This is a genomic window from Methylomonas sp. BW4-1 (assembly GCF_052474385.1).
On sequence record NZ_CP184125.1, the window covers coordinates 3,190,261 to 3,213,627 of the forward strand.

Below are 23,367 nucleotides of genomic sequence, written 5' to 3' on the forward strand. Positions count from 1 at the left end.
AAGAGGGTTCAATTGTTATCCAGGGAATTGACGCCTATAAAGTTTGAATGGCTTATTACTGTATTTTGTTCTTTATTTCGTTTATCTCATTATGAAAAACTCAAAAAACACCCCTGAAAAACCAGTCGCTAAAGCCGAACAGCCTGTTGTGGTCAAAACCACTAAAGCCGCACCTAAAAAGACCAGTTCGGATCAGACATCTCAAAAAAAGGCTGAAGCCGTGGCCCCCAAGACTAAAGTTGAACAGCCCATCGTGACCGTAGCGACTGAAGCAGCGCCTAAAAAACCAAGCCCAGAGCCGGTCGCCCCAGCAAAGGTTCAAGCCGCGGCCCCCAAATCTTCAGCGACAACACCAGAATTAACAATGTCTGAGCGCGTTGGATTGACCGCTGGTAACATTTGGTCTTACTTGTCTGAAAATGGTGCAACTCCTGTTACAAAGTTGGTTGAAGCACTTACCGAAGAAGAGAAAGTTATCCAACGCAGTATCGGCTGGTTGGCTCAGGAAGACAAAATAACGATCGATGCCGCAGCCCGGATTGAGACCATTGCGCTGAAACAATAACTTTCTATGAGGGTGCATTATCGGCAAAAAGCAACAGCCGGGTTGCCCTCAAATGGAGGATCGTATCGCTTTGACAATAGCATTCATCAAGGTTTGCTTTGTCCATTTCCGACCCAGGGAATGAGGCAAACGAAAGCCAGTTAAAAGACTTGATATTTTGTCCGTTAGATAGCACGATTAGAGTATGTTTTGATTCAGGGGACGGAATATGTCGACTCATCCATCTCGATTAACTCTTAAAGCCAACCCATCGCAGTCAGCTCTTTCATCTTACATCTCCACCGTTGAATGCAATTGCTGTCAACGATCCATGGTGCCGAGAGTGATCAGTTATTACGGTCGTCCTTTGCGCTCAGTATGTCCTTTTTGCGGGGCTACTTTTATGAGATTCCCCAGTGGATTTCAGCGATTTTTTCAGCGGTTTTCTGAGAAGAAGATTTCGTTTGCTACTTTCAATCGTATCGCGGCTCTATCAAGCTGTTTCGGCATAATTTGGTTCTGCGCAACGCTCGGATTTTTGCCAAATGAAATAACACCCTTTGCGATTTTTGGTTTCATCATTTTTGGTGCCTTTACATTGGCAGAACTAATATATCAATCTATTGAACTAATGGCGGCGAAGTTATCGCATGACAGCCGTTATTATTGGGTCGCCCTAGTCTTATTGGCTGTTTTTACAGCTAACCTTAGAACCGATTTTACCAATTATTTGGTGATATTTGCTTTGGTAATGACTGTTAGATGGATACTCGCCGGATTTGCTGCAGCCTCAAACGCCCAAAACTGATCGCTAATAATTTATTCGCCCGTTCGCGCGATTAAAGTTTCCTATCTGATCAATCAAATCCATACGATTTTGGCCGGCCGCACTTTTTAGCAGTTTAGCAATATTGTCGCCATCAACAGCACCGTCCTCTTCGACTAACTGCTTTCTTGCGGCACCTAAGTTACCGCCATATTCACCGGCCACTGCAATGCCAGCAAACGCTTCAAACATTGCGGCCCGATAATAGGCTTGTTGGCTTGGCGTCAGCTTGTCGGCTACTTCATTTACACGTTGATCAGCCCATATTTGAGAGGCTTCTTTAAATCCGGAGTAAGACTGGGAAGCTCCATATTTTATGGCTCCCCAAAAATCCTCTCCTTGTGTATAAGCATGCTGAACATGGCCAGTGAATTCCTTGACATGTTGATTGCCAACCGAACCCGCTGCCTCGATATTTTTAGCCGTATTGTAAAGACTACCTCCCAAAAAGTTATATGACGCTTCAGCCATGGACGGCGTGTCATTTGCAGCTGCGGCAATCGACTGCCTGAAATGTTCGGCCTTGATGTCGGCCAATTCGGTAAAGCCCTCCTTCGAATACGTCTCCCGAGATTGCAGATTGCTATCATGGTCAGCTTCGATGCGTTTCTCGCCGGTAGTAATTTTGTTTGTAGCCCTGCTGGTTCGAGCCTCGGCACGCTGGCTGACAGTTTCGGCCTCGGCGGTGGGGTCGGCGAGATGAGCCTGTTCGACTTTAGATTGAACGACTCCAGCTTCCGGTACTTTAGCTTTTACGGATTCGTTTTGGTTAGGATTCCAAGTCGAATCGGCTTTGGGTGCGTTGAACGTATCGGCCAGCAGTTGGTATCCGGCGATTTCCGCCTGGCGTGATTGCTGACTATCCAGAGTACGGTAACTGGGTGATGAAAATCCAGTGAGCAATGACATACCAGCTGCGGCATACGCTTGATCGCCATTACTGATCCAACCAGCCGCTTTCCATTGTGAAGCTAGTCGTTGTGTGTCGCCCCTTAAACCATATTTATCCAAAGTCTGATCGAGTTGTTCCATCAAGGTAGGATTGTTGGCAATTTGGTAGCCGGTTTCCGCAGCTCCAAAACTAGTCTGGGTACCGAAACGTTGCTGTGCAGATAGCGTTTGTTGATAAGTTTCACTGGCCGAAACTGCGTCGGTTGCACTGTGTTGTAGCGAGGACAGGGACTGACTTTGCAAGCCCATAGACGCCACATTGCGAGTACCGGTTTGTGCATCCATGGCCAGGCTTTTCGCCAGTCCGGCTTGGTATCCTTGACTGTCATTGACAGTTTGGCTGATGTCAGCGGCAATAGCATCGGATTTGTCCTGCCCGACCTTGAAGTCGTTCTGTAGTCGGCCAGAAATCACTCCGCCCAATTGATCGTTACCAAGCTTGGCACCGGCATTGGCGCTGCCGGCAACTAGTGCCGAGAATTGATCCGCGGATATTCCGGTATCGGCATGCTTCTTGGCGAAGGCTTCGCCAAACTGACGGTTGTAGGCATCGGTATAGCTATTACTGCTGGCAATCTGATTGCCCAGTGAGCGACTGTCGAAGGCATCGCTGCTGATACTGGCCGATTTCGAGGCTGTTGATGACAGACTGTGCATGAAACTGCTGGTCGCCTGTTCGGATGCGCTATAAGTCGACGACACCGCCGCACTCATATCCTTGCCGGCGGTGAAGGTCGGCAAGACTTTGTCGACACCGGTTTGAGTCACTGCAGACAGTGGACTGTATTGATGCTGCGGTTGGGCATTCAATACCGGCGCCGGACTGATCACATCCGGCGTGGCGATTTTCTCGTTCACATAATCGCCGCCATCCATCCGTCCCAGGAAATGCGTGGCCGTTACTGCACCACGATAAATCAGCATCAAGGTAATAGCCGGTGTCGAAGCCGCTAACATGCCGCCGATCGATAACCATTGCTGCAACTCCATGTCCATCTGATAAATGCCCATCATCGACGGCAAGTTGTAATTGGCTGAAGTTAGCGCCGCCATCTTGCCAGCGGCCGACATCTGGATGAACAAATTAATCACCGCCAGAATCGGCATCCACAACTGTATCCATAGCAGCATCGAAAAATAGCCGATGTTCATCCGCAATCCAACACTGCCCAGCATCACCACGAAGGCCATGATCGGGGCAATGGCATAACTCAGGCCTTCGATGAAGGCCATCATCGGCCGCACGATTTTCGAGAACAGGGTTTGTTCCGCCGCCCACTGGGTATTACGTTGCTGAATGGCTTGCTCAATCATCGACGCCTTGGTCCAATGCATCGCGTCCTCGTGCCGGCCCACCACGCCTTTCTCGAACATCGGCATGATAGCCGACATCAACATGTAATCGGCGGCATCGATGACACCGGGGCCGGCCAGTGCATCGAAAGCATCCTGAATTTTTGGAACAGTATCCGCTGCCGCCGGGACACCCAAAGTCGACTGCAATAAGCCTTCCAGCGCAGTAGTGAAATTACCGTTTGCCACAACACCCAAATCGGCCCAGGCGTCCGTGCAAGTTTTGGTTTGCGGTTGACCACCCATATAGATTTCGGTCATGTAGATATCGGAGTCAAAGCGGATGGCATTCATCGGGTCAGCGTCGCGCAAAATCGCATCGACCGATTTTTGATTCAAATCTACACCGGTCAACGTACATTCACGCACGTAGTTGGCAAACGAGGTTTCCATGTCGCTACCGGCATTCGGTGTGTTGGCCGCGCCTAAATTGATCCGCGACAACAGATTCTTCCTCACCGCCGTCAAGGTTTGCAGGCTATCGGCAAAGCCATTGCCGGTCATCGACGGTGTGGCAAAGCCTTGTTCGAACAACCTTGTGGTGCGATAGCCCATGTTCGACATCACGCTGCCGACCACGGCTGGCCCCAATGGTACGTTGTCTACCACTACCACGCTGCCGGTATAAGCATCCTCGATCGAGACGCGAACCGAAGGCGCATATAGCATCAGCCACAATACATAGGCCAGCAACAAATCCTGATAGCGTATACCTCGACCATCCCATTGCAACAACGCTCGGAGCATGACGATGATGACGCCAATCAATCCACCCACGGCAGCGGCGGTGCGATAATCACCGGTACCGGAAATCATTGCCACGGCATTGAGGACTGCTTGCAGATAGGCGGAATCGCCTACGGAAAAGATTTCAAACATAGGAGATGGCCTTTAACGAGATGAGGTTGGACTAAGGCGTTGGCCAAGCGGTGCCTGAAGCCGGCAATTGCGCCACGGTACCGTAATGTTTGGGTTTCACGGTATTCATCAATTGCTGGTAGAACGCCATCAGGGTTTGTGGGTTGCCATAGCGGCCGGCGATGGTGACGTACTCGTCCTGGATCTGCTCACGAGCGTCTTTCAAGGCATCCATCAGCAACTTAGCATAAGCATGATCGTTCATGTGCGCGGCGGTTTGCACCGCCGTCAGCAAATCGTTGACGATCAACTGTGCCAGTTCCAGCGCAATCACTGGGGCTGCTTCTTCGGCCCAAAGCTTGGCGATACCGACATCTTCCCGCGCTAGGTTATGGATCATGCCGCCAATGGCATCCGGCACGGTTTGCATGAAGGCTTTTTCGCTGTCGGTTATCTGACCGGCGTTGGTCGCAAATTTGTAAATCAGGCCATTGCCGTTATTGGGCGAGCCCAACAGTATTTCCATTACCCGCTGTTTCAATCCCACCAGATTGACGTTCTGGACGATGGGTTTCAGACACTGATCGGGATCGTGACCATCTGTGCAGGTATACATCCTGACAGTTTGATAACTATTGCCGGCGTCGTTGCCATACATCAAATCTTTGATCCTTAAAATCGGCGGCGGCGCGCTGATGGCATTGTTCTCGCCTTTGCCGTCTGGAGCCGCCTGAGGGGCGTCGACGATCACCGTACCGGAAATACTCATCGCCGCTTCCAACAAACTGTTGCCACCAAAACGAAACCATCCGCCAGCGTTCTGATTGACCAAGGCTCGCCACACCAGATTGCCCTGAATGATCTTGGTCATGTCGGCAGGATCGTTCTGTTTGACTTGTTGTACGGGATCGCCCAAGGTGCTGGTGTTGGTCCAACTGGAGAACACGTCGCTGATGCCCTGAGTGAAGGAAGCATTGGATAGGTTGGTTTTACTCTGCAAATCGAAGGCTTTGACCGTATCGTTAACCAGGCCTTGCGACAAACGGCAGGAATTACTGAACATCTGGTTCATCTCCTGGATTTTCTTTTGCAGATCGGTCATCACCGAAGCACACCAGGGACACATCGCCCCCACTGCCAACTGGAACGCATAACCCGCAGCATTGCCGGCGACATTGCGCATTAATTGCACAAACTGATTGAAGTTGATGAAACTGAAACTACCGGCGAACAAGTCGATACCGCCACAACCCGCGCTGAATGACGGCGGTACGAACGAGACCAGGTTGGTATTGGTGATGCCATTACGAGCTACCAAGCTGCCGCCGGTAATCACCCCACGTCGCTGACCTAAATGCGCGGTCGGTGCGGTAAAGTTGGTCATGGTGCCGAACATCCCGTCCATTTCCTGTTGCAAGTCGGCATAGGCAGGTGCCGCACTCTCGATCAGCAGTAGCAACACGACAACCTGCCGAGAGCGAAGTGGAAGCGAAAACGAAGTCATGGTGTGCTCCCCAATTGCGCACCGCGTTGCAGCGCTTGAATCAATGACAAAGGATCTTGAGCTGTGGCAGGGCTAATACTGCCGGCCGTCGGTAACAGCATCGGCGTATTACGAATACCCTGAGTGGTTTGATATTGCGAAGCATCGATCCAACCCGCTTCCTTGGCGGCTAGCAGAATCCGACCGGTGATTTCTTCCAGCGACAATGCACCTTGGGCTAACGGTACGATTTGCCGGGGTGGTTTCATCAGGAACAATGCTGGAGTCTGTTCAACCCCTAACATCGCCGCCTGACCCTGATCGCGTTTGAACTGACTGAAAAAGCCGTTGGGCATCGGTAAGCCATCCAACGACACGGGATAGATTTTGAAACCATAGGCATTTTCCAGCATGGCCAGAATCGGTGCCTGCACATGGCAATAGGGACAGTCGGAACGAAAGAAAAACAGAATACCCGCTTGTTCGGCAATGGCTTTTAAGGCTTTTTCCGCCACAACACTGGCTTGATGATTGGCTTCATTGGCTGCATACGTCGCGACCGGACGACGAACCGTTTCATCCAGTTGCGGATCAGACATCACCACGTAACGGGCGGCGTTGGTGAAACGTTCAGCTTTATCCATCATCACCCGCTGCAAATAGTAAAACGCCGCGACGTTTTCCTGACTGGGATCGTCGATCGCTCGGTTAAGGTAGCGTTCCATATTTTGTTTCAGCCAGGCGGATGACAAAGGTGCGGGAGCAGCCTGATCTGGCAATGACGGTTTGGATTCAGTCTCAGCTGCCGCTGGTTGCAAGACTTCAGACTTAGGTTGTTCAGGTTCAGGCTTGGCTTTCTTGACCGGCTCCGGCAATCGCTCGTACCAAAACCAACCTCTCTCCTTGTCCGCAAAGTAAGAAACCTCGGACACGTCGCCATCCTTCCCCAACGCAAACGGGGTACGGAGCAGCAACCAGATCAGAATCAGCAATGTGGCGTAGGTTCGGTTCATCGCCGCATTGTCCTTCACCTTTTCCTCCATCAACTTGCAGCAAATGTCGAAAAAAGCGTTTGCTGCAGGATTACGAAAATTTATTTTCTTGAAAGATTGGCTGATTGACAGGCGATTGCGAATCCCCCGTTTGCTGAAAAAGGCCTCGGCTAAAACTTGCCTAGAATGCGCCACGATACATGATGACCGATGGGGAATTCGTACCTAGCTAGGGAACCGGAACCGACTTCCCTATGAAATTAGGGAACCGCACCACAGAAATCACCGTGTTTAGAATCGCAATTACCTAGATAGGGATTGATGGCGGACGGGGTCATTAGGGAAATGACGGTTCGAGATCAAGCGATTCAAATCTGAAAATCCCTAATGCTATGGGGATTTCGATGACAAAAACCTATCTAGGAAAACCATCATAAATCACTGCTATCGCCTCACATTTCACCCAAAAATCCTTTAGGGATTTATCTGCTATATCCCTACAGTTAAGTAATAGGTATTTGCATGCACGACGAAAACACGATGAATCCTACTTCCTCGCTATCGGAAGTTGACCTGCTGATCTGGGTTGAAGCCAGATCGGAACAACTTTATGCCCAAGCCAGGATGTTGGTCGACGATTACTGGCGGCAATTGAAGAGCCGTCATGAAAAATACGGTAAAACCGAATCGGGACGAATCGGTGTGCGGATACGCCGGCGGGAAAGCAGTTTTTCTTTCAGCATCGAGTGGTACCGCATGGCGACATTACGCCAAAACGGTCAGAACAAACCCATCGCTCAATACCTGAAAAAAGGCCTGGGTTATCGCTATCCGTTGCAACGGATCCTGAAAGGCGAGCCAGATTGGGAGGTTAAACTGGTCGAAGAGTTGGAAACCGAGTTTGTCGATATTCGCAAGCAAGTCGATTGTCTGGGGAAAATTCGCGACGCGGTCCAGAATTATCGCAAGGCCACTCAAACACGTATCGAGTGAAGTGTGAACGTCGATCACAGCCGTCAAAGTTATCCACAGAACGGTCTTCCCTATATTTAGATTAAAAAAAGATTAGATATAGATTAGCGCCACCATTTTGCCGCTTAGAAAAACCACTGCAAGCCCTATTACGTCTGGCTTACAGCGGTTTGATGAAATTGACTTTGCGTCGGTCTAATGCCGTGTCAAACGTCGGCCTAATGCCGTGCTTTTTGTCGGTCGAATGCCGTGCCCGTCGGCCTAATGCCGTTACTGCGTCGGCCGAATGCCGTGCCACTGTCGGTCTAATGCCGTACCCGCGTCGGCCTAATGCCGTATCGAGAGGGTTCGACCGACCCAAAATAGCGTCGGTCGAATGCCGTGCTTTTTCAGTGCGGTTTGGTCTCCAGAAAGCGTTGTTGACTGGGTGTGGGTTGCCGCTTGATTTTCACCGTGTCATCAACGAATTCGAAGCTGGCCAAGGTACCGATGCCCACTAGAGCGTCCAGCGCTTTGCATAAACGGTACTTGAAATCGCGTAGGGTTTTCGCACTACTACCGCTCAAGCGGTGAATAGTCGTGATTTTCAGGGGATAAGGCGCCGCATGGGACGACAAAAACCCATGCAACCACAACGCCAATGGCTGTTTACGCAGTTTCTGCCGCTGTTCAAACTCGATGTAGGTGTAGCCTTCCTCGAACAGGCGCAGCATTGATTCGGTCAGTTCCACCACGTAGCGATGCGTCAGCTCGTCACGGTAATAGCGCAGGAAGCCTTTTTCGCCAAAGGCATCGCGCCCTTGAAAGGTGATTTCGACAAAGGCGCCACCCAAGCGAGCCATCGATTCCTTCAACCATTCATGCTGACTTTTGCCACTGCCACGACCCAGTGCCATCAACATCGCATGAGCACTGAACGTCACGCTAAATCCGGGTAATTGTTGCCGGGACAAATGCACGATCTGCATCCAGACATCGAGATCGGATTGATTGAGCTGAATACCCAAATAGCGAACCTCGATACCATCGACCGAAGCTAGCAAGGTGCGTTTTTTGTAGGCGATACGTTCCTTACCCTGCACACCTGCAAATAGCGCACTACGTAAACAGGCATTCGGCGTACCTCGTATGGCCGTTGGCCAACTGGGTAAAGATTTCAGCGGTTCAACGACTTTCAGTTTGGCTTTTTTCCGTTCTGCCAAGGTTTGAAAGCGTTCGGTCAGATTATCCAATTTATTGTCTGTTCCATTTCTTTCCATGACAACCACCTCACTTCTTGAGACTGCCGGGATTGCAGCCATGGTTCAAGATGTTGTGCGGTATCGGTATGTGCTTGACCAGTGCCTGCTCTTCAGGCGTCATGTCGAGTTGATGGTGACAATATTTACGCCAGGCACGCTCGATGGCGAATGAATCGTCATCGTGGTCAGGAAGTTGCGGAAAGCTGGTATACATAAACTCATCAGCTGTATTGGCAGTGGCCACCTGAAAACGCAACGGTTGGTCGACTTGCCTGACGACATGCTCGACTGACGCCACGCGTAAGGCCGAACCGCCTAGTCCTCCCTGTTGCCAAGCATTGTCGAGTCGCCAGGGTTGTTCGGACTGGTTAATCGGCAAAACTGATTCAATCACGGCTTCGCTGACCGAGGCATCAGGCTGAATCAGCGAGGTACAAGCCGTGCCGTACAGCACGGGCAAAATGCAACAAACAGCAAGGAAATTGCGTTTCATGATAGCTCCAAAGGTTTTTAAGGGAGCTCCTTACACTAAACACTCTTTTTCCCGACCTGCTTGCAGCTAATGACGAATTCGCCATTTACTGCAAGCAACACCTCAAAAAGGCCTGTCATGATGGGGTGCCATGGAAAATCCTTATTCAACTTTCATCTCCCGAATCGGCAAACGTCTGTTTGGCGATAAACCTGCGCCCGTCGGCGAGGTTTTGCCTGCGATCAATGAGGAGATCCCTCGTTACCCTCCATTCATGAAGGGGCTGCCGGCGGCACCGGTGGAACGCATCCTGTCCACCCAAACCGAACTGATCAAGGCCATCGAACAAGCCCTGGCATTGCCGGACGATCTGTATCAGAACATCGCAGCACCGGTGATTGCCCGCTATGCAGCATTCAGCCATCTGTTACCCGCTTCGGAATCGCATCATCATCGTGGCGCCGGCGGTTTGTTTCGGCATGGGTTGGAAGTGGCGCATTGGGCGACTTTGGCGTCTCAAGGCTGTTTGTTCGCGACCCATGCCTCACCCAGAGAACGAAAAGCACAGGAGTTACGTTGGCGTCTGGCTGTGTGCTTTGCCGGACTTCTGCATGACATCGGCAAGCCGGTGTCCGACATGGCAGTGGTTGACAGCCAGGGGCAACACACATGGAACCCTTGCGATGAAAATCTGACCGATTGGGCCGAACAACATCACATCGACCGCTATTTTTTGCGCTGGCGGGAAAACCGTCATAAACGCCACGAACAGTTCTCGGCCTTGGTGATCGAACGTGTGCTAACCCGCGAATCGCGGAGCTTTATCCTGGAGCCCGGCCCCGACATCATGCAGGCCATGCTGGAAGCCATTCATGGTTTGGATCGTGGCTCGAAATTGTATGAACTGGTGATGACCGCCGATTGCAAAAGCGTGGAACGTGATTTGAAAGCGCATTACCACAGCATTGACTCGGCCATGGGTATGCCGGTGGAGAAATACTTGTTCGATGCGATGCGTCGTCTGGTTAAATCTGGGAACTGGAGCGTCAACGAAAAAGGCGCGCGGCTATGGCGTTTCAAGGAAGGACTGCATATTGTCTGGCGTATCGGCGCGCAAGACATCGTGATCACGCTGGCAAAGGACAAAGTCCCTGGAATTCCCCGTGATGAAGATACCTTGGCGGACATTTTGATCGAACGCGGCTTGGCGATTCCTAAATTGCTACCCGATGGTCGGCAATATCGCTATTGGCGGATGCAGCCCGAGGGATTGGAAAACCCACTTTACATGCTGCGCCTGACTTCGACTGAATCGATTTTCAGCAATGAACCGCCGGTCGTAGTTGCAGCCATCGAAATGGGTGAACAGGCTGAAACTGATCAAGAACCAATCGCCAGGACATCCGCCAAACTGCCAAAGTCTTCGCCGGACAAAACCATGGTTGTTCAGGTCAAAGCTGAAGAGGAGAAACCCAAAGCAACGGTCACAAAAGGATCGGAGCAGCGGATTGACAGCCCTGACACCGTTGCTGAAATACCGCCTATTCAATCCGAACCATCACCTGAAGTTCCTCGACTTGAAGAAAACAGAGAGTCGGAAAACGTCAAGTCCAGGAAAGACGATCAACCGGTCTTGAAATCGACGGATGAAAGTAGCAGCAATAAAACATCTGAGGCTTCCAATCATCAATTCCAATCTGACCAGGCTAACCAACCCGCTACTCAACGGGCAAATATTGAATCACCTGAAGATGTCGCAAAGTCTTGGCTGAACAAGCAGGGTTTGGCTGGCGAGTGGTTGCTTCGAATCGTCTCCGAACTTAACCTGGGTGCTTGGCAATGGGGCATCGATTTGCTGGAAACCCAAGACAAATATTTACTGCCATTTCCCGGTATACCGGAAAAACTCGCTGTCGACGCCAACTTCTTCATCAAAACGCTTGAGGAAGTCGGTTGGCTGGTCACTGATGTCTTGTCACCGATGCGTAAGGTGCAGACCATCCAACAGGTTCGTGGTGTGCTGTTGGCGGCAGAACCCAGCTCAGTTATCAAACAGCTACTGACCGTAACGGAATCATCAACAAACGTTGGTCAATCCAGTAGTCGATCAACGGCTACTACGGATAAATCCAACGCCAAAAATGCATCCACTTGGAACGATGGCTGCGGTAAAACAAGCAATAAGAAATCAAAAGCAGCTAATCATCCTTCATCCCGAAAAACCGAATTAGTCAGTAAGCCAATAAGCAAAGATTCCGATCAGATCGAGAGCGCTCAGAATTCCAACAAAACATCGTCAATTTTCGAAACGTGTACTCAACCCGAAACTGAGCAGCAACCGGCTTCCGATAAAAAGCCAGAGGTAAATACCACCCAAGCCGAGCTGACTATCGCACCTTCAATCGATCTCCTAATCGAACACGTCAGGCAATTACAAAAACCTCCCGAGGAAAAATCCGCTGAGGGCAATTGGTATGCCATTTCCAATACCGAACTCGAACAATTCCTGGCGCAAAACCCAGGCATCAAACGTACCCGCTTCATGCTCGACATTGCCAATCATCCCGCTTGTCGATCGATCGGTGCCGGCAAAGGCATCCAAGTGCGCATCCAATCATGAAGTCCGATTACGACTACCAGTTTCCCTGGCGTCCGATCTATGAAGTGACAGCCATTGCCGGCTGGACAAGCGGTGCCGGATTGGCCTATCTGACAAGTCGTTGGTCGGGATTGCCGCGAGAGCCGTTCGATTGGTTGATGATCGCCTGTGGCGTGATGGTCTGTTACCGACTGCCGGCGGCGGTCAATCTCTGGTATCGAAAACGACGTCTGCGGCAATTTCGTTTTCAATATCTGGATGCCGAAAAACTCAAAGCACTCGTCAAACGCCATCCTGACGAATTATGGTTCGGCTGGGGTTTCGATTGGGTGCAAAAACATGCGCAGTTGGCGTATGAAATTCTGAAGCGTGATGTCTCGACCTTGATACCAACCGATCATCAACGTATGGGCTCTGCCTGGATACATGGCTTGGAAATTGCGGAAAGCAATGTTCGGCAACCGATTCAACATACGGCTGGCCACACTTTGCTGGTGGGCACAACCGGTGCCGGCAAAACCCGAGCCTTCGATGTGTTAGTGACTCAGGCGGTATTGCGCGGTGAAGCGGTGATCATCATCGATCCTAAGGGCGACAAGGATTTGATGGCTTCAGCCAAGCGAACCTGTCAATTGGCTCAGCGTCCGGATCGGTTTGTGTATTTCCATCCAGCCTTTCCGGAAGACAGTGTTCGACTTGATCCTTTACATAATTTCAACCGTCCTTCGGAAATTGCCAGTCGAATCAGCGCTATTTCGCCTGGTGAAAACACCAACGATCCTTTTAAGGCGTTCGGTCAGAAATCGCTGGATAACGTGATTCAAGGATTGATGGTGATCGAAGAGCGACCAACCCTAGTCAAGCTTCGCCGTTATCTGGAAGGCGGTCCTTCAACATTGGTGATTCAGGCTTTGGAACGCTATTACGACAATTGTCTGGGTAATTGGCGGCAGGAGGCCAAACCTTATCTGAAAGCCGCCAAGGACATTGATTCCAAAGCGGCCGGACTGGTGCGCTTCTACCGGGAATATGTGCAGTATCAAGCGGCTAATCTGGATTTGGAAGGCTTGTTGTCTTTGTTCGAACATGACCGCGCTCATTTCAGCAAGATGGTGGCATCGCTGATTCCGATCATGAACATGCTAACTTCAGGTCCGTTGGGGCCTTTACTGTCACCCAATCCCAATGATGCTGACGACCTGCGTCCGATTACTAATACCGGACATATCATCGAAAAAGCCCAGGTCGCCTACATTGGCCTGGACTCGTTATCCGATGGTCTGGTCGGTAGCGCCATCGGTTCAATCCTGCTCGCCGACCTCGCGGCCGTCGCTGGCGACAGATACAACTATGGTGTCACTGACAGACCGGTGAATGTGTTTGTCGATGAAGCCGCCGAAGTGATCAACGATCCTTTCATTCAAGTCCTCAACAAAGGCCGCGGCGCTAAGATACGTTTGTTCATTGCCACCCAAACCTTCGCTGATTTTGCCGCCCGCACCGGATCGCAAGACAAAGCCCGGCAAGTGCTAGGCAACGTCAACAATTTGATTGCCTTGAGGATCATGGATAGCGAAACTCAGCAGTACATCACCGACAATCTGCCCAAGACGCGGCTGAAATACATCATGCGCACCCAGGGTGTCGCGACCAGCGCCACCAACCCGACGGTGTTTTCCGGCAATGTCGGTGAACGACTGATGGAAGAGGAAGGTGATTTATTTGCGCCGCAGTTATTGGGGCAACTGCCCGATTTGCATTACATCGCTAAGTTATCCGGCGGCCGGATTGTCAAAGGCCGCTTACCTGTGCTGCAATCCTCGTCGGATGCCAAACAAGTCTGACTAATGCAACGTAATCTGCTGTTCAGTCTGATGATCTGGTTGTTGGAAGTGATTCTGGTGGCCAGTTTTGTTTCGGACCGTTGGACTCGGGAAATCCAAGTAACCGAAGATCGAATGTTGATCGCTTATTTTGGCGTCAACAAAGAACTTGAAATTCGTTACACGGCTCAGGAATGGTTCGACGACCTCTTTGTTCGCACCGGTATTAGGCAAAGCGTTTACCGGTACTTCATTCCGACCGAGCGTGAGCGGCAAATGTCCAAAGGTTTCGAGGATGTCGGCCGTCATGATTTATTTCCTTTCATCCAGAGTAGGCTGGACGTGCTGTGGGACACGGTGTATCAGATGATCAAGCGATTCGTCATGGTTTGCGCCTGGTTACCCTTTTTGGCGGTTGCTGTGCTGCCATTTGCCATTGATGGCTTGATTCGGCGTAAAGTTAGCCAGACCAATTTTGACTACCCCAGTCCTATGGCGCACCGTTACAGCATCTATATCATGCTAGGGGCGTTATATCTATTGCTGATGGGATTGACCCTACCATTTCCTGTGCCGCCACAATCATTGCCGGTAGGGATTTTTATCGTTGCCTGGTCGATGAATGTATTGCTGGCCAATACCCAGAAGCGAGTTTGAACGGGGGAAAATTACTATGTCGAGACATGCCGGAATTGGCCTGGAAATTGGGTTATCCGTTCGCTTTGGCCTTGACGCTGGTGTCCGTCGTGCCGTTTATCTATTTCAAGCGCAAAGGCTGGTTGGCTTAAGAACAAAGCCGATCATTCCATCAGGGCGACAGATTTGACTTGTAGCCAGACGTTTTGGCCCACAACCACGCAGAGTTCGGCGGCCGAACGTTTGGTCAGTCTGGCGACCAATACTGTATCGCCGACCGATACGCGTACCAAGGCCAGACCTGGATGCTCGTCATTTGCTATGGCGTCGACTCGCCCGTGTAAGACATTCTGGATGCTGCTTGATCCAGGATGGGTTTGGGCCAGACTGACATCCCTGGCCAACACTCGAATCCTTACTTTCCGGCCGACAGACAAATCATGATCGCGCGTCCATAGGCTGCCACCTGAAAAATCGACACGCGCCAGATGCCATTCATGATCGACGATGCCTATCTCGGCTTCAATGACGGCGCCGACATCTTCACCCAGGCGAATGGGTAAATCCAGTCGAGCCAGGGTTTCGGTCAAAGGCCCATTAGCGAGCACTTGGCCTGCGTCCATTATCACCAGGTGATCTGCCAATCGCGCGACTTCATCCGGCGAATGACTGACATACAACACCGGAATATTCAATTCATCATGTAATTGTTCCAGATAAGGCAAAATTTCTTGCTTACGTTTAAGGTCTAAAGCGGCCAGCGGTTCGTCCATCAGCAGAATACGCGGACTGACTGCCAATGCTCGGGCAATGCCGACCCGTTGGCGTTCGCCACCGGATAGACGATCCGGCTTGCGATCCAATAAATGGCCGATGCCCAGCAATTCGATCGCTTGAGTCAAGCTGACTTGTTGGACATCGGAGATACGTTTTATGCCATAACGTAAGTTTCCCATCACTGTCAGGTGGGAAAACAGGCTGGCCTCTTGAAACACGTAACCCAATGGACGTTTGTGTGTCGGCACCCAGCATTGTTCATCTTGCCAAACTTCCCCATTGACGCTAAGAAACCCCTGTTGTGCGCGTTCCAGACCGGCGATACAACGCAGTAGCGTGGTTTTACCTGAACCAGAATGACCAAACAACGCCGTAACACCGCGCCCTGGAATGGTGATGTCTACGTCGAGCGCGAAGCCGGGCCAATTCACCTTAAAGCGAGCCGTTATGCTATCCATCCAATTAACCCTTTTTGGGATTGGGTCGCCAAACATAGAGTGATAGCAACACCAGAAAGGAAAAGACCAACATCACCGCCGCAAGATGGTGGGCTTGGGTATATTCCAATGCTTCGACGTGATCGTAAATTTGTACCGAGGCGACTCGGCTAACCCCAGGGATGTTACCGCCTATCATCAGCACGACGCCGAATTCTCCGACCGTATGGGCAAAGGTGAGGATACTGGCACTCAAAAAACCCGGTAATGAGAGGGGAACAGCAACGGTAAAAAAGGCATCCAGCGGCGAAGCTCGCAATGTTGCAGCGGCTTCCAGCGGTCTATCGCCAATCGCTTCGAATGCATTTTGCAAGGGCTGCACCATGAAAGGCAGCGAGTAAAATACGGAGGCAATGACCAGGCCCCAGAAGGTAAAAGGCAATAGTCCAAGTCCCATGGTTTGGGTGATATAACCCACCGGGCCATTCGGCCCCATCGCCAACAATAGGTAAAAACCCAGGACGGAAGGCGGCAGGACTAATGGCAAAGCCACGACTGCCCCAATCGGCCCTTTCCACCAGGCTTTGGTTCGCGCTAACCACCAGGCGATGGGCGTACCGAGCATCAAAAGGATGAGGGTGACAATGCCCGCCAAGCGGACGGTCAGCCAGACGGCTTGAAGATCGCTATCAGTCAAAATCATGGTTATTATTTGCTTTAATGGGCATGTTGGAAGGTTTTAACAGCGGAAATCAACAGGATCAAACCGAGCAGCGTCATCAACAGATTCATAGGTATAAGTCCCAATAACAAGCCGCCTGCCGCCGCACCCAGAACTGAACCGACAACCATCCAGCGAAACAAGCATTGTTCATGTTGTAGCACAGCGAAAGCATCGGAGCGTGTGTAACGAGCAAAGCCGACAATCATCGTCGGTAGGCTTACCGTCAAGGATAGACTGCCCGCCAGTTTGATGTCTAAGCCGTAGAGCAGCACAATCGTGGGGATCAACAATTCGCCGCCCGCAACGCCTAGCAGTGCAGCCACCACGCCGATACCGAAACCGGCGATTAGCCCGACTATCCATCGCAATAGCCCGGCATCAACCAGTGCTGTAACGCCATTGTGTAAATCAAACCACGCCTCTGACAACATGACTAACGATAATCCCGCCAGTAAGGTCATGATGATACGGTTGAGCCAAACCCGCGACATGGTCATCGCGTGACCCGCCGCCCACCATGCGCCGATCAAACTGCCTGCCAGCAGATTCAACGTAACATCAACATTTGCAAACTGTTGATCAATTGGAATTTGCCTAGCTCGAAAAACCAATGCGGCGCTGACGACCACCAGACTCATAGCCTTGTTTAAGATGATGGCTTCCAGGGTGGGTAGCTTGAATATCCCTACCAATACCGGCAGACGGAATTCCGCACCGCCTAAACCAATTAATCCGCCCAAGATGCCAATCAGCGATCCAGCAATGAAACTTTGGCCGCTACGGAGACGTGAACTCATATCTATTTGCCGGCCACTTCGCTAGGCAGTACAAAACCGTATTTGCTCATCACAAGGCGCACAGGACTACTCAACATATAGTCGGCAAATCGTCGGGCTAAGGCATTGTTCTCCGCCCTCTTGGTAATGATAAAGCCTTGTTCCAGCGGTTCATGCAAATTGTCTGGAATCAGCCAGTAACCGCCTTTTTGAGACAGCTCTGGATTGCCTGCCAGTGACAGGGCAATGATGCCGATTTGGGCATTGCCGGTTTGCACGAATTGGGTGGTTTGAACGATGTTTTCACCATAGACCAGTTTAGGTTCAATGGTTTCCCACAATCCCGAGGCACGTAACGCTTCTTCCGCCCGCTTACCGTAAGGCGCATGTTTCGGATTGGCGATGGCGATGCGTGTGATGTTCGGATCGGTAAGGCTGGCTAGCGTCATTTTGGTGGCATCCAGACTGGCACTCCACAACACAATACGACCCAATGCATAAGGCTTTACCTCGGACGCTGCAAGGCCATTCTTGACCAGTTCACGGGGGAAGCCAATATCCGCCGAAAAGAACAGATCAAAGGGAGCGCCCTGCTGAATTTGGGTATTGAAATTGCCGGATGAACCATATGCCACATCTATTTGCTCGTCAGGGTTGGCCTGTTTAAAGCTGGAAACGATTTCGTCCATGGCAAATTTAAGATCGGATGCCGCAGCAATCGTGATTTTTTCGGCATGGGCTAATGCAGATAACAGGCTGAAAATAACAATCAGCGGGACTTTAGCAAAGTTCATAATTTGGCTCCCTCTATTGCGATGAAATTAAAGACACCGGAAACTAGCCTTCAGAAATGGATTCCGGCTCGATGACGTTATATACTTAACTACATATAGATAAGAATCAAGCAATTCTTGTTCCAATGGTAAATGCTTCGTAATAAACAGTGCCATAAAGCGTAAAGCTATGAAATTAAAAATATTTAGCCAGCCATACCCTGAAATTCTTTAATGAGAAGACGTGAAATATTCACGAGCACCTTGTCAGTTTGTCGGAACCCAGACAATCTGAAAACGTGACGATCGTGGATTAAACTCGATCCAGACGATCAGTCGTCACTTTGGCTCTCATCGCAAATGCCGTCAACAACTCACCTTCGCCATCCCTTGCCCGAACGACATGAAGTTTGTATCCATCGTTGTTTGATTGTTAAATAAGCTTTGTTTTAATATAATACCGTTTACTTATTATATTGAAGGTTTTATATCTGTGCATTCCAAATTCGGCTTTCTCAGTTACGAAATCAGCCACATCATTCGCCAGCGCTTCAACAAAGCCGCTGAATCCATCGGCTTTACGCATGCCCAATGGCGAGCCTTGGTGCATTTGTCGGAAAATCAAAACTGCCGGCAGATCGATCTGGCTGAGATTCTGGAAATCAAACCGATTACCTTGGTCAAACAGATCGATTTACTCGAAGAGTCCGGCATGGTTGTCCGTAACAAGGATGTGGATGACAGGCGTGCCTATCGCCTGTCTATTACCGACAAAGCACACGCGGTCATGCAAGAACTTTGGAAAATTGCCGACGCCGTCGAAAACGAAGTGCTTGCGGCCTTAAGCACGGACGAAAGACGCCTGATTACCGACTTGCTCGATCGCGTCAAAAGCAGCCTCGCGACCAGCGACAGTCCACCCTAACGACGGCACCTTCATCTATCTTTTACCCTGCTCCTACCTTTGGCTATGCCCTGCATAGCCTTTTTTTACTTAGGTTAAACATGCTTTTTTTATCGAAGAAACAAGACTGGCTAGGCAACATCCGTGGCGATGTGCTCGCGGGCACCGTGGTGGCGCTGGCATTGATCCCCGAAGCCATCGCCTTTTCCATCATTGCCGGGGTCGATCCCAAAGTGGGGCTGTATGCCTCGTTTTGCATCGCGGTGATTACGGCATTTATCGGTGGCCGGCCCGGCATGATTTCGGCGGCGACCGGCGCGATGGCTTTATTGATGGTGACACTGGTCAAGGATCACGGCTTGGAGTATCTGCTGGCGGCGACCTTATTGACCGGCGTTTTTCAAATCATCGCCGGCTATCTGAAGCTAGGCAGTCTGATGAGTTTTGTGTCACGCTCGGTGGTGACCGGTTTCGTCAATGCCTTGGCGATTCTGATATTCATGGCGCAGTTACCGGAACTGACCAACGTCACTTGGCATGTCTATGCGATGACGGCGGGCGGCTTGGCGATTATCTATCTATTTCCCTACTTGCCGGTCATTGGTAAAACACTGCCGTCACCCTTGATTTGCATCATTGCCTTGACTGTCATTGACGTCGTTTTGAACCTGGACATCCGCGCCGTCGGCGACATGGGGCAATTGCCGGACACCCTGCCGATATTTCTATGGCCCGAAGTACCGCTAAATCTTGAAACCTTGAAAATCATTCTGCCTTACTCGCTGCCTTTAGCTGTGGTGGGCTTGCTGGAATCCATGATGACCGCGACTATCGTGGACGATTTAACCGATACCACCAGCGACAAAAACCGCGAATGCAAAGGCCAGGGCTTGGCCAATATTGGCGCCGGCTTACTGGGCGGCATGGCCGGATGCGCGATGATTGGTCAATCCATCATTAACATCAAATCCGGTGGCCGCGGCCGCCTGTCAACCTTGGTTGCCGGCACCTTTTTGTTGATCATGGTGGTGTTTCTGGATAAGTGGATTTCGATGATCCCAATGGCCGCATTGGTGGCGGTGATGATCATGGTCTCCATCGGTACCTTTAGCTGGCGATCGATAGTCAACCTCAAGCAACATCCGCTGTCGACCAATATTGTCATGGTCTCTACCGTGGTCGTGGTGGTGTGGACCCATAACTTGGCCATGGGCGTATTCGTCGGCGTATTGTTGGCATCCCTGTTCTTCGCCAACAAGATCAGCCATTTCATGTATGTGGACTCGAAATTTGAGGAAACCAGCAACACACGTACTTATAAAGTGGTCGGCCAGGTGTTTTTCAACTCGGCGGACAAATTCGTCGCCAGCTTCGATTTCAAGGAAGCCGTGGACAAGGTCATCATTGATCTAAAGCGTGCCCATTTCTGGGACATTACCTCGGTCAGCGCCTTGGATAAGGTGGTGATCAAATTACGCCGCGAAGGTGCCGATGTGGAATTGATCGGTATGAACGAAGCCACGACGACGATCATCGACCGCTTTGCGATACACGACAACCCCGAAGAAATCGAAAAAGTCATGGGAGGCCATTAATGAGCACCGCACAAAATATTGTACTAGCCGGCATTGACGGCTCATCTTTAACCGGTGCCGTATGCGACTACGCCGCCTGGATTGCGCAAAAAGTGGATGCACCCCTGAAATTGCTCCACACCATAGACCATCATCCGGAAGCAACCGAGCATACCGATTTGACTGGCAATATCGGTATCGATAGCCGCGATCATTTAATGGATGAACTGACTCAACTGGAACAGCAACGCAGCAAGCTGCGGCTGCAACAAGGCAAGCAACTCCTGCAAACCGCCAGGGAACGGGCCATGCAAGCCGGTGTTATCGACCCCATCACCAATCAACGCCACGGCAGTTTGGTTGAATCGCTGATCGAACTGGAAAACGCCATTCGGGTATTGGTGATCGGCGTGCGCGGCAAGGTACACGACAATCAGCCGGACAAGATCGGCGCCAAACTGGAATCTATCATCCGCTCGCTGCATAAACCGATTTTGGTGGTCAACGCCGAATTCAAACAGCCCGAACGCATCATGCTGGCCTACGATGGCAGCCAGGCCGCCGAAAAAGCCTTGGCGATGGTGGCCAACAGTCCACTGTATAAAGGTCTGACGTGCCATCTGGTCTGCGTCAGCCAAGATGAAGGCAAAGGTCAATTACTCGAAGTGGCCGCCAACAAGCTCAAGTTGGCGGGCGGTATTGAGGTTATCGCCAAAAAACTGATCGGCAAGCCCGAGCAGGTGCTGTGCGACTATCAAGATCAGCACGCCATTGATATGACCGTGATGGGCGCATTCGGCCATACCCGTATTCGCGACTGGCTGCTGGGCAGTTTTACCGTAAAGATGTTGACGCATAGTCACAAACCACTGTTGTTGCTGCGTTGATAGATACGATTGAAATTTTGCTTGATTTAAGCTTTTTTGCGAACGTCTGGATCTGAAATAATTGTTCTTTAAACTACCGAATCGCTTGTATTAAGGTATCAAACAGATTTTTGGCAATAGAAACTACATGCGCTGCTGCCTGATATGAATGCTGATACTTAATCAAATCGGCGGCCTCTTCGTCCAGGTTGACCCCCGATACGCTTTCTTGAGCACCTTTTGCCCTTTGAAACAAGGTTTGTTGAGCATCGCGGTTTAATTGGGCTGAATGCGTTTTTGAACCAACATCCGCAACCAATTGGCCGTATACCTGAGTAAAAGTCACCTTGCCATTTTGCATAATTGACTGTGTCTCAATCTTTGCTAATTTCAGAGCATTTCTATTATCCCCTGACAACCCCGGCATATCAGCAGCGGCGACTTGTCTTGGGCTGGTAATAGCCGCATTGGTTCGAAGTGTGCGTGCAGCATCGATACCGGGACTGATCTTAAAACTATCACCCGCATTCAACACGCCACTTGGAAAGGTGATACTAAATCCAGCCGCTACGGTCGCAGTCGGCAAGGAGGCGTTATTCAAACCATTGATTGAAGTGCCATCGGATAGATTGGTCAAATTGTATGTGACGTCAGGAACCGTGGCAGATACGTCTAAGCGATAGGACGCTCCAATATTCGCCGCTGACGGCGGGGCTGAAAAACTCGCTGTAACTATCAGATTTGAATCCTTCGCAACACTTTTGACGCCTATGCTAGGTGAGCCCAAATCAAACAGCGCTAGCCCAGGATTACCGTTCAGATCGAAACCGCTCTGATGTACAGAATTAAATTCGATGGCAATTCCCATCGCCAGAGAACCTAATTGTTGTTGAGCAACATCCAGCACTAGGTCGCGAAAGTGTAAATTGCCGTAAAGTTCGCCACTGGTTATTTGAGGCGATATATCTTGCCCATTGAGCAGAATCGATTTGTGCGCAGAATCTGTTTTCGACGCTTGCACCGAAAGATTGGCAGCGTAACTACCCAATACCAGTGGTTGGCCTTGACCAATAAATACACTGACGGAGCCATCCGTCTGATTGATGACCGATACGTCGACTTTTTGGGCAATATTGCTTAATAGCCAATCGCGTTGATCCAACGACTCATTTGGTATTTGCTTGCCCGCTGAACGCCCCATATCACTCACAATATTGTTATTCAACTTGGCAAGGGCTTTGGCAAAGTTGTTTAGATCGCCCACGATACTGTCGAGTTGACTATTGACCTGCTTACCCATTTCATTAAAACGAGAAGCCAAGTTGTTAAATTGTTTCGCCATGGTATCGGCTTCAGCCAATATCACTTGTCTGGCAGGCACAGAACTTGGATCATTTGAGACATCGTTAATCGCGTTGAAAAACGATTTTATAGCCGGTGATAACCCTGTAGATTCATTAGCAATTAGATTATCGACTTGTGTAATCAACTTCTGATAAGTATCCGCACCGGCAAAGGCTGATGTACTGGACCGTAATTGTTCGGTAATAAACTGATCATAGCTACGAACAATGTTGACGGCATCAACCCCGTTACCCACATATCCCGAACCCGTGTATTGTTCTGATCGTGTCGCTAATTCTACTCGCTGACGACTATACCCCTCTGTGCTGACATTGCTGATGTTATTACTGGTCGTTTCGAGCGCCCGCTGTGACGCAACCAGTCCCGATAATGCCGAGCCTAGGATGTCCATACTCATTTCGGCCTCCTACTGATTGAGGTA

Annotated in this window: 19 protein-coding genes; 9 read left to right on the forward strand and 10 right to left on the reverse strand. The window is 50.5% G+C overall.

Annotated features, from left to right (window positions below):
• Window positions 1-43: 43 nt before the first annotated feature.
• Complete coding sequence (locus ACH5Y9_RS14700; protein WP_445366590.1) at window positions 44-565, forward strand: winged helix-turn-helix domain-containing protein; 522 nt, start codon at window positions 44-46, stop codon at window positions 563-565.
• Between the two features lie 322 nt (window positions 566-887).
• Window positions 888-1,352, forward strand: coding sequence for a hypothetical protein (locus tag ACH5Y9_RS14705; RefSeq protein ID WP_445366591.1), 465 nt, complete (start codon window positions 888-890; stop codon window positions 1,350-1,352).
• A gap of 3 nt (window positions 1,353-1,355) precedes the next feature.
• On the opposite strand, the gene ACH5Y9_RS14710 is transcribed toward ACH5Y9_RS14705, so the two are convergent.
• From ACH5Y9_RS14710 to traF, 3 genes are read right to left on the reverse strand one after another with little or no spacing between them, the layout of a single operon-like run.
• A complete protein-coding gene (locus tag ACH5Y9_RS14710; RefSeq protein ID WP_445366592.1) occupies window positions 1,356-4,553 on the reverse strand; it encodes a conjugal transfer protein TraG N-terminal domain-containing protein in 3,198 nt (1,065 codons plus the stop codon).
• Between the two features lie 31 nt (window positions 4,554-4,584).
• Entirely contained in the window at window positions 4,585-6,036 is a 1,452-nt protein-coding gene (locus ACH5Y9_RS14715; protein WP_445366593.1) for a conjugal transfer protein TraH, read from the reverse strand.
• Complete coding sequence (gene traF / locus ACH5Y9_RS14720) at window positions 6,033-7,046, reverse strand: conjugal transfer protein TraF (protein ID WP_445366594.1); 1,014 nt, start codon at window positions 7,044-7,046, stop codon at window positions 6,033-6,035. Before traF ends, ACH5Y9_RS14715 begins: the two co-directional genes overlap by 4 nt.
• A 501-nt stretch (window positions 7,047-7,547) precedes the next feature.
• Between traF and mobI the strand changes: the two genes are divergently transcribed.
• The gene (mobI, locus tag ACH5Y9_RS14725; protein ID WP_445366595.1) at window positions 7,548-8,000 is read left to right on the forward strand and encodes a conjugative transfer protein MobI(A/C); all 453 of its coding nucleotides are present in this window, start codon (window positions 7,548-7,550) and stop codon (window positions 7,998-8,000) included.
• A gap of 368 nt (window positions 8,001-8,368) precedes the next feature.
• Here the strand turns inward: mobI and trfA are convergent, their stop codons facing one another.
• Both trfA and ACH5Y9_RS14735 read right to left on the reverse strand, forming a co-directional pair.
• Window positions 8,369-9,238, reverse strand: coding sequence for a plasmid replication initiator TrfA (gene trfA / locus ACH5Y9_RS14730; protein ID WP_445366596.1), 870 nt, complete (start codon window positions 9,236-9,238; stop codon window positions 8,369-8,371).
• Between the two features lie 10 nt (window positions 9,239-9,248).
• A complete protein-coding gene (locus ACH5Y9_RS14735; RefSeq protein ID WP_445366597.1) occupies window positions 9,249-9,713 on the reverse strand; it encodes a hypothetical protein in 465 nt (154 codons plus the stop codon).
• Between the two features lie 130 nt (window positions 9,714-9,843).
• Between ACH5Y9_RS14735 and mobH the strand changes: the two genes are divergently transcribed.
• From mobH to ACH5Y9_RS14750, 3 genes are read left to right on the forward strand one after another with little or no spacing between them, the layout of a single operon-like run.
• On the forward strand, window positions 9,844-12,312 hold the full coding sequence (mobH, locus tag ACH5Y9_RS14740) for a MobH family relaxase (RefSeq protein WP_445366598.1): 2,469 nt from the start codon (window positions 9,844-9,846) through the stop codon (window positions 12,310-12,312).
• Window positions 12,309-14,135, forward strand: a complete 1,827-nt coding sequence (gene traD, locus ACH5Y9_RS14745) for a conjugative transfer system coupling protein TraD (RefSeq protein ID WP_445366599.1) — start codon at window positions 12,309-12,311, stop codon at window positions 14,133-14,135. The genes mobH and traD overlap by 4 nt, the downstream gene beginning before the upstream one ends.
• A 3-nt stretch (window positions 14,136-14,138) precedes the next feature.
• Entirely contained in the window at window positions 14,139-14,771 is a 633-nt protein-coding gene (locus ACH5Y9_RS14750; RefSeq protein WP_445366600.1) for a DUF4400 domain-containing protein, read from the forward strand.
• Window positions 14,772-14,914: 143 nt separating this feature from the next.
• Here ACH5Y9_RS14750 and modC read toward each other — a convergent pair whose 3' ends face one another.
• The 4 genes from modC to modA are packed head-to-tail and all read right to left on the reverse strand — an operon-like array spanning window position 14,915 to window position 18,258.
• Window positions 14,915-15,985 carry a molybdenum ABC transporter ATP-binding protein gene (gene modC / locus ACH5Y9_RS14755; RefSeq protein ID WP_445366601.1) on the reverse strand — a complete coding sequence of 357 codons (1,071 nt, stop codon included), beginning with the start codon at window positions 15,983-15,985 and terminating at the stop codon, window positions 14,915-14,917.
• Between the two features lie 4 nt (window positions 15,986-15,989).
• Entirely contained in the window at window positions 15,990-16,667 is a 678-nt protein-coding gene (modB, locus tag ACH5Y9_RS14760) for a molybdate ABC transporter permease subunit (protein WP_445366602.1), read from the reverse strand.
• A 14-nt stretch (window positions 16,668-16,681) separates the two neighbouring features.
• Window positions 16,682-17,485, reverse strand: a complete 804-nt coding sequence (locus tag ACH5Y9_RS14765; RefSeq protein ID WP_445366603.1) for a TSUP family transporter — start codon at window positions 17,483-17,485, stop codon at window positions 16,682-16,684.
• A 2-nt stretch (window positions 17,486-17,487) separates the two neighbouring features.
• Window positions 17,488-18,258 (reverse strand): molybdate ABC transporter substrate-binding protein, encoded by a 771-nt coding sequence (gene modA, locus ACH5Y9_RS14770; RefSeq protein ID WP_445366604.1) that lies wholly within the window; start codon window positions 18,256-18,258, stop codon window positions 17,488-17,490.
• A gap of 472 nt (window positions 18,259-18,730) precedes the next feature.
• Here modA and ACH5Y9_RS14775 point away from each other — a divergent pair, with 472 nt between their 5' ends.
• From ACH5Y9_RS14775 to ACH5Y9_RS14785, 3 genes are all read left to right on the forward strand, one after another.
• Window positions 18,731-19,162 carry a MarR family winged helix-turn-helix transcriptional regulator gene (locus ACH5Y9_RS14775; RefSeq protein ID WP_445366605.1) on the forward strand — a complete coding sequence of 144 codons (432 nt, stop codon included), beginning with the start codon at window positions 18,731-18,733 and terminating at the stop codon, window positions 19,160-19,162.
• An 80-nt stretch (window positions 19,163-19,242) separates the two neighbouring features.
• Window positions 19,243-20,736: a SulP family inorganic anion transporter gene (locus ACH5Y9_RS14780; protein WP_445366606.1), complete on the forward strand. Its 1,494-nt coding sequence runs from the start codon at window positions 19,243-19,245 to the stop codon at window positions 20,734-20,736.
• Window positions 20,736-21,602 (forward strand): universal stress protein, encoded by an 867-nt coding sequence (locus ACH5Y9_RS14785; protein ID WP_445366607.1) that lies wholly within the window; start codon window positions 20,736-20,738, stop codon window positions 21,600-21,602. The genes ACH5Y9_RS14780 and ACH5Y9_RS14785 overlap by 1 nt, the downstream gene beginning before the upstream one ends.
• A 73-nt stretch (window positions 21,603-21,675) precedes the next feature.
• Here ACH5Y9_RS14785 and flgK read toward each other — a convergent pair whose 3' ends face one another.
• Window positions 21,676-23,343, reverse strand: coding sequence for a flagellar hook-associated protein FlgK (gene flgK / locus ACH5Y9_RS14790; protein ID WP_445366608.1), 1,668 nt, complete (start codon window positions 23,341-23,343; stop codon window positions 21,676-21,678).
• Between the last annotated feature and the right edge of the window lie 24 nt (window positions 23,344-23,367).

Bases quoted from the DNA above. Each gene is read 5' to 3' on its own strand.
- ACH5Y9_RS14765 (WP_445366603.1), bottom strand. From the start codon at position 17,485: ATGAGTTCACGTCTCCGTAGCGGCCAAAGTTTCATTGCTGGATCGCTG.
- mobI (WP_445366595.1), top strand. From the start codon at position 7,548: ATGAATCCTACTTCCTCGCTATCGGAAGTTGACCTGCTGATCTGGGTT.
- ACH5Y9_RS14735 (WP_445366597.1), bottom strand. From the start codon at position 9,713: ATGAAACGCAATTTCCTTGCTGTTTGTTGCATTTTGCCCGTGCTGTAC.
- modA (WP_445366604.1), bottom strand. From the start codon at position 18,258: ATGAACTTTGCTAAAGTCCCGCTGATTGTTATTTTCAGCCTGTTATCT.
- ACH5Y9_RS14785 (WP_445366607.1), top strand. From the start codon at position 20,736: ATGAGCACCGCACAAAATATTGTACTAGCCGGCATTGACGGCTCATCT.
- ACH5Y9_RS14715 (WP_445366593.1), bottom strand. From the start codon at position 6,036: ATGACTTCGTTTTCGCTTCCACTTCGCTCTCGGCAGGTTGTCGTGTTG.
- traD (WP_445366599.1), top strand. From the start codon at position 12,309: ATGAAGTCCGATTACGACTACCAGTTTCCCTGGCGTCCGATCTATGAA.
- mobH (WP_445366598.1), top strand. From the start codon at position 9,844: ATGGAAAATCCTTATTCAACTTTCATCTCCCGAATCGGCAAACGTCTG.
- modB (WP_445366602.1), bottom strand. From the start codon at position 16,667: ATGATTTTGACTGATAGCGATCTTCAAGCCGTCTGGCTGACCGTCCGC.
- ACH5Y9_RS14710 (WP_445366592.1), bottom strand. From the start codon at position 4,553: ATGTTTGAAATCTTTTCCGTAGGCGATTCCGCCTATCTGCAAGCAGTC.
- flgK (WP_445366608.1), bottom strand. From the start codon at position 23,343: ATGAGTATGGACATCCTAGGCTCGGCATTATCGGGACTGGTTGCGTCA.
- ACH5Y9_RS14780 (WP_445366606.1), top strand. From the start codon at position 19,243: ATGCTTTTTTTATCGAAGAAACAAGACTGGCTAGGCAACATCCGTGGC.
- modC (WP_445366601.1), bottom strand. From the start codon at position 15,985: ATGGATAGCATAACGGCTCGCTTTAAGGTGAATTGGCCCGGCTTCGCG.
- trfA (WP_445366596.1), bottom strand. From the start codon at position 9,238: ATGGAAAGAAATGGAACAGACAATAAATTGGATAATCTGACCGAACGC.
- ACH5Y9_RS14750 (WP_445366600.1), top strand. From the start codon at position 14,139: ATGCAACGTAATCTGCTGTTCAGTCTGATGATCTGGTTGTTGGAAGTG.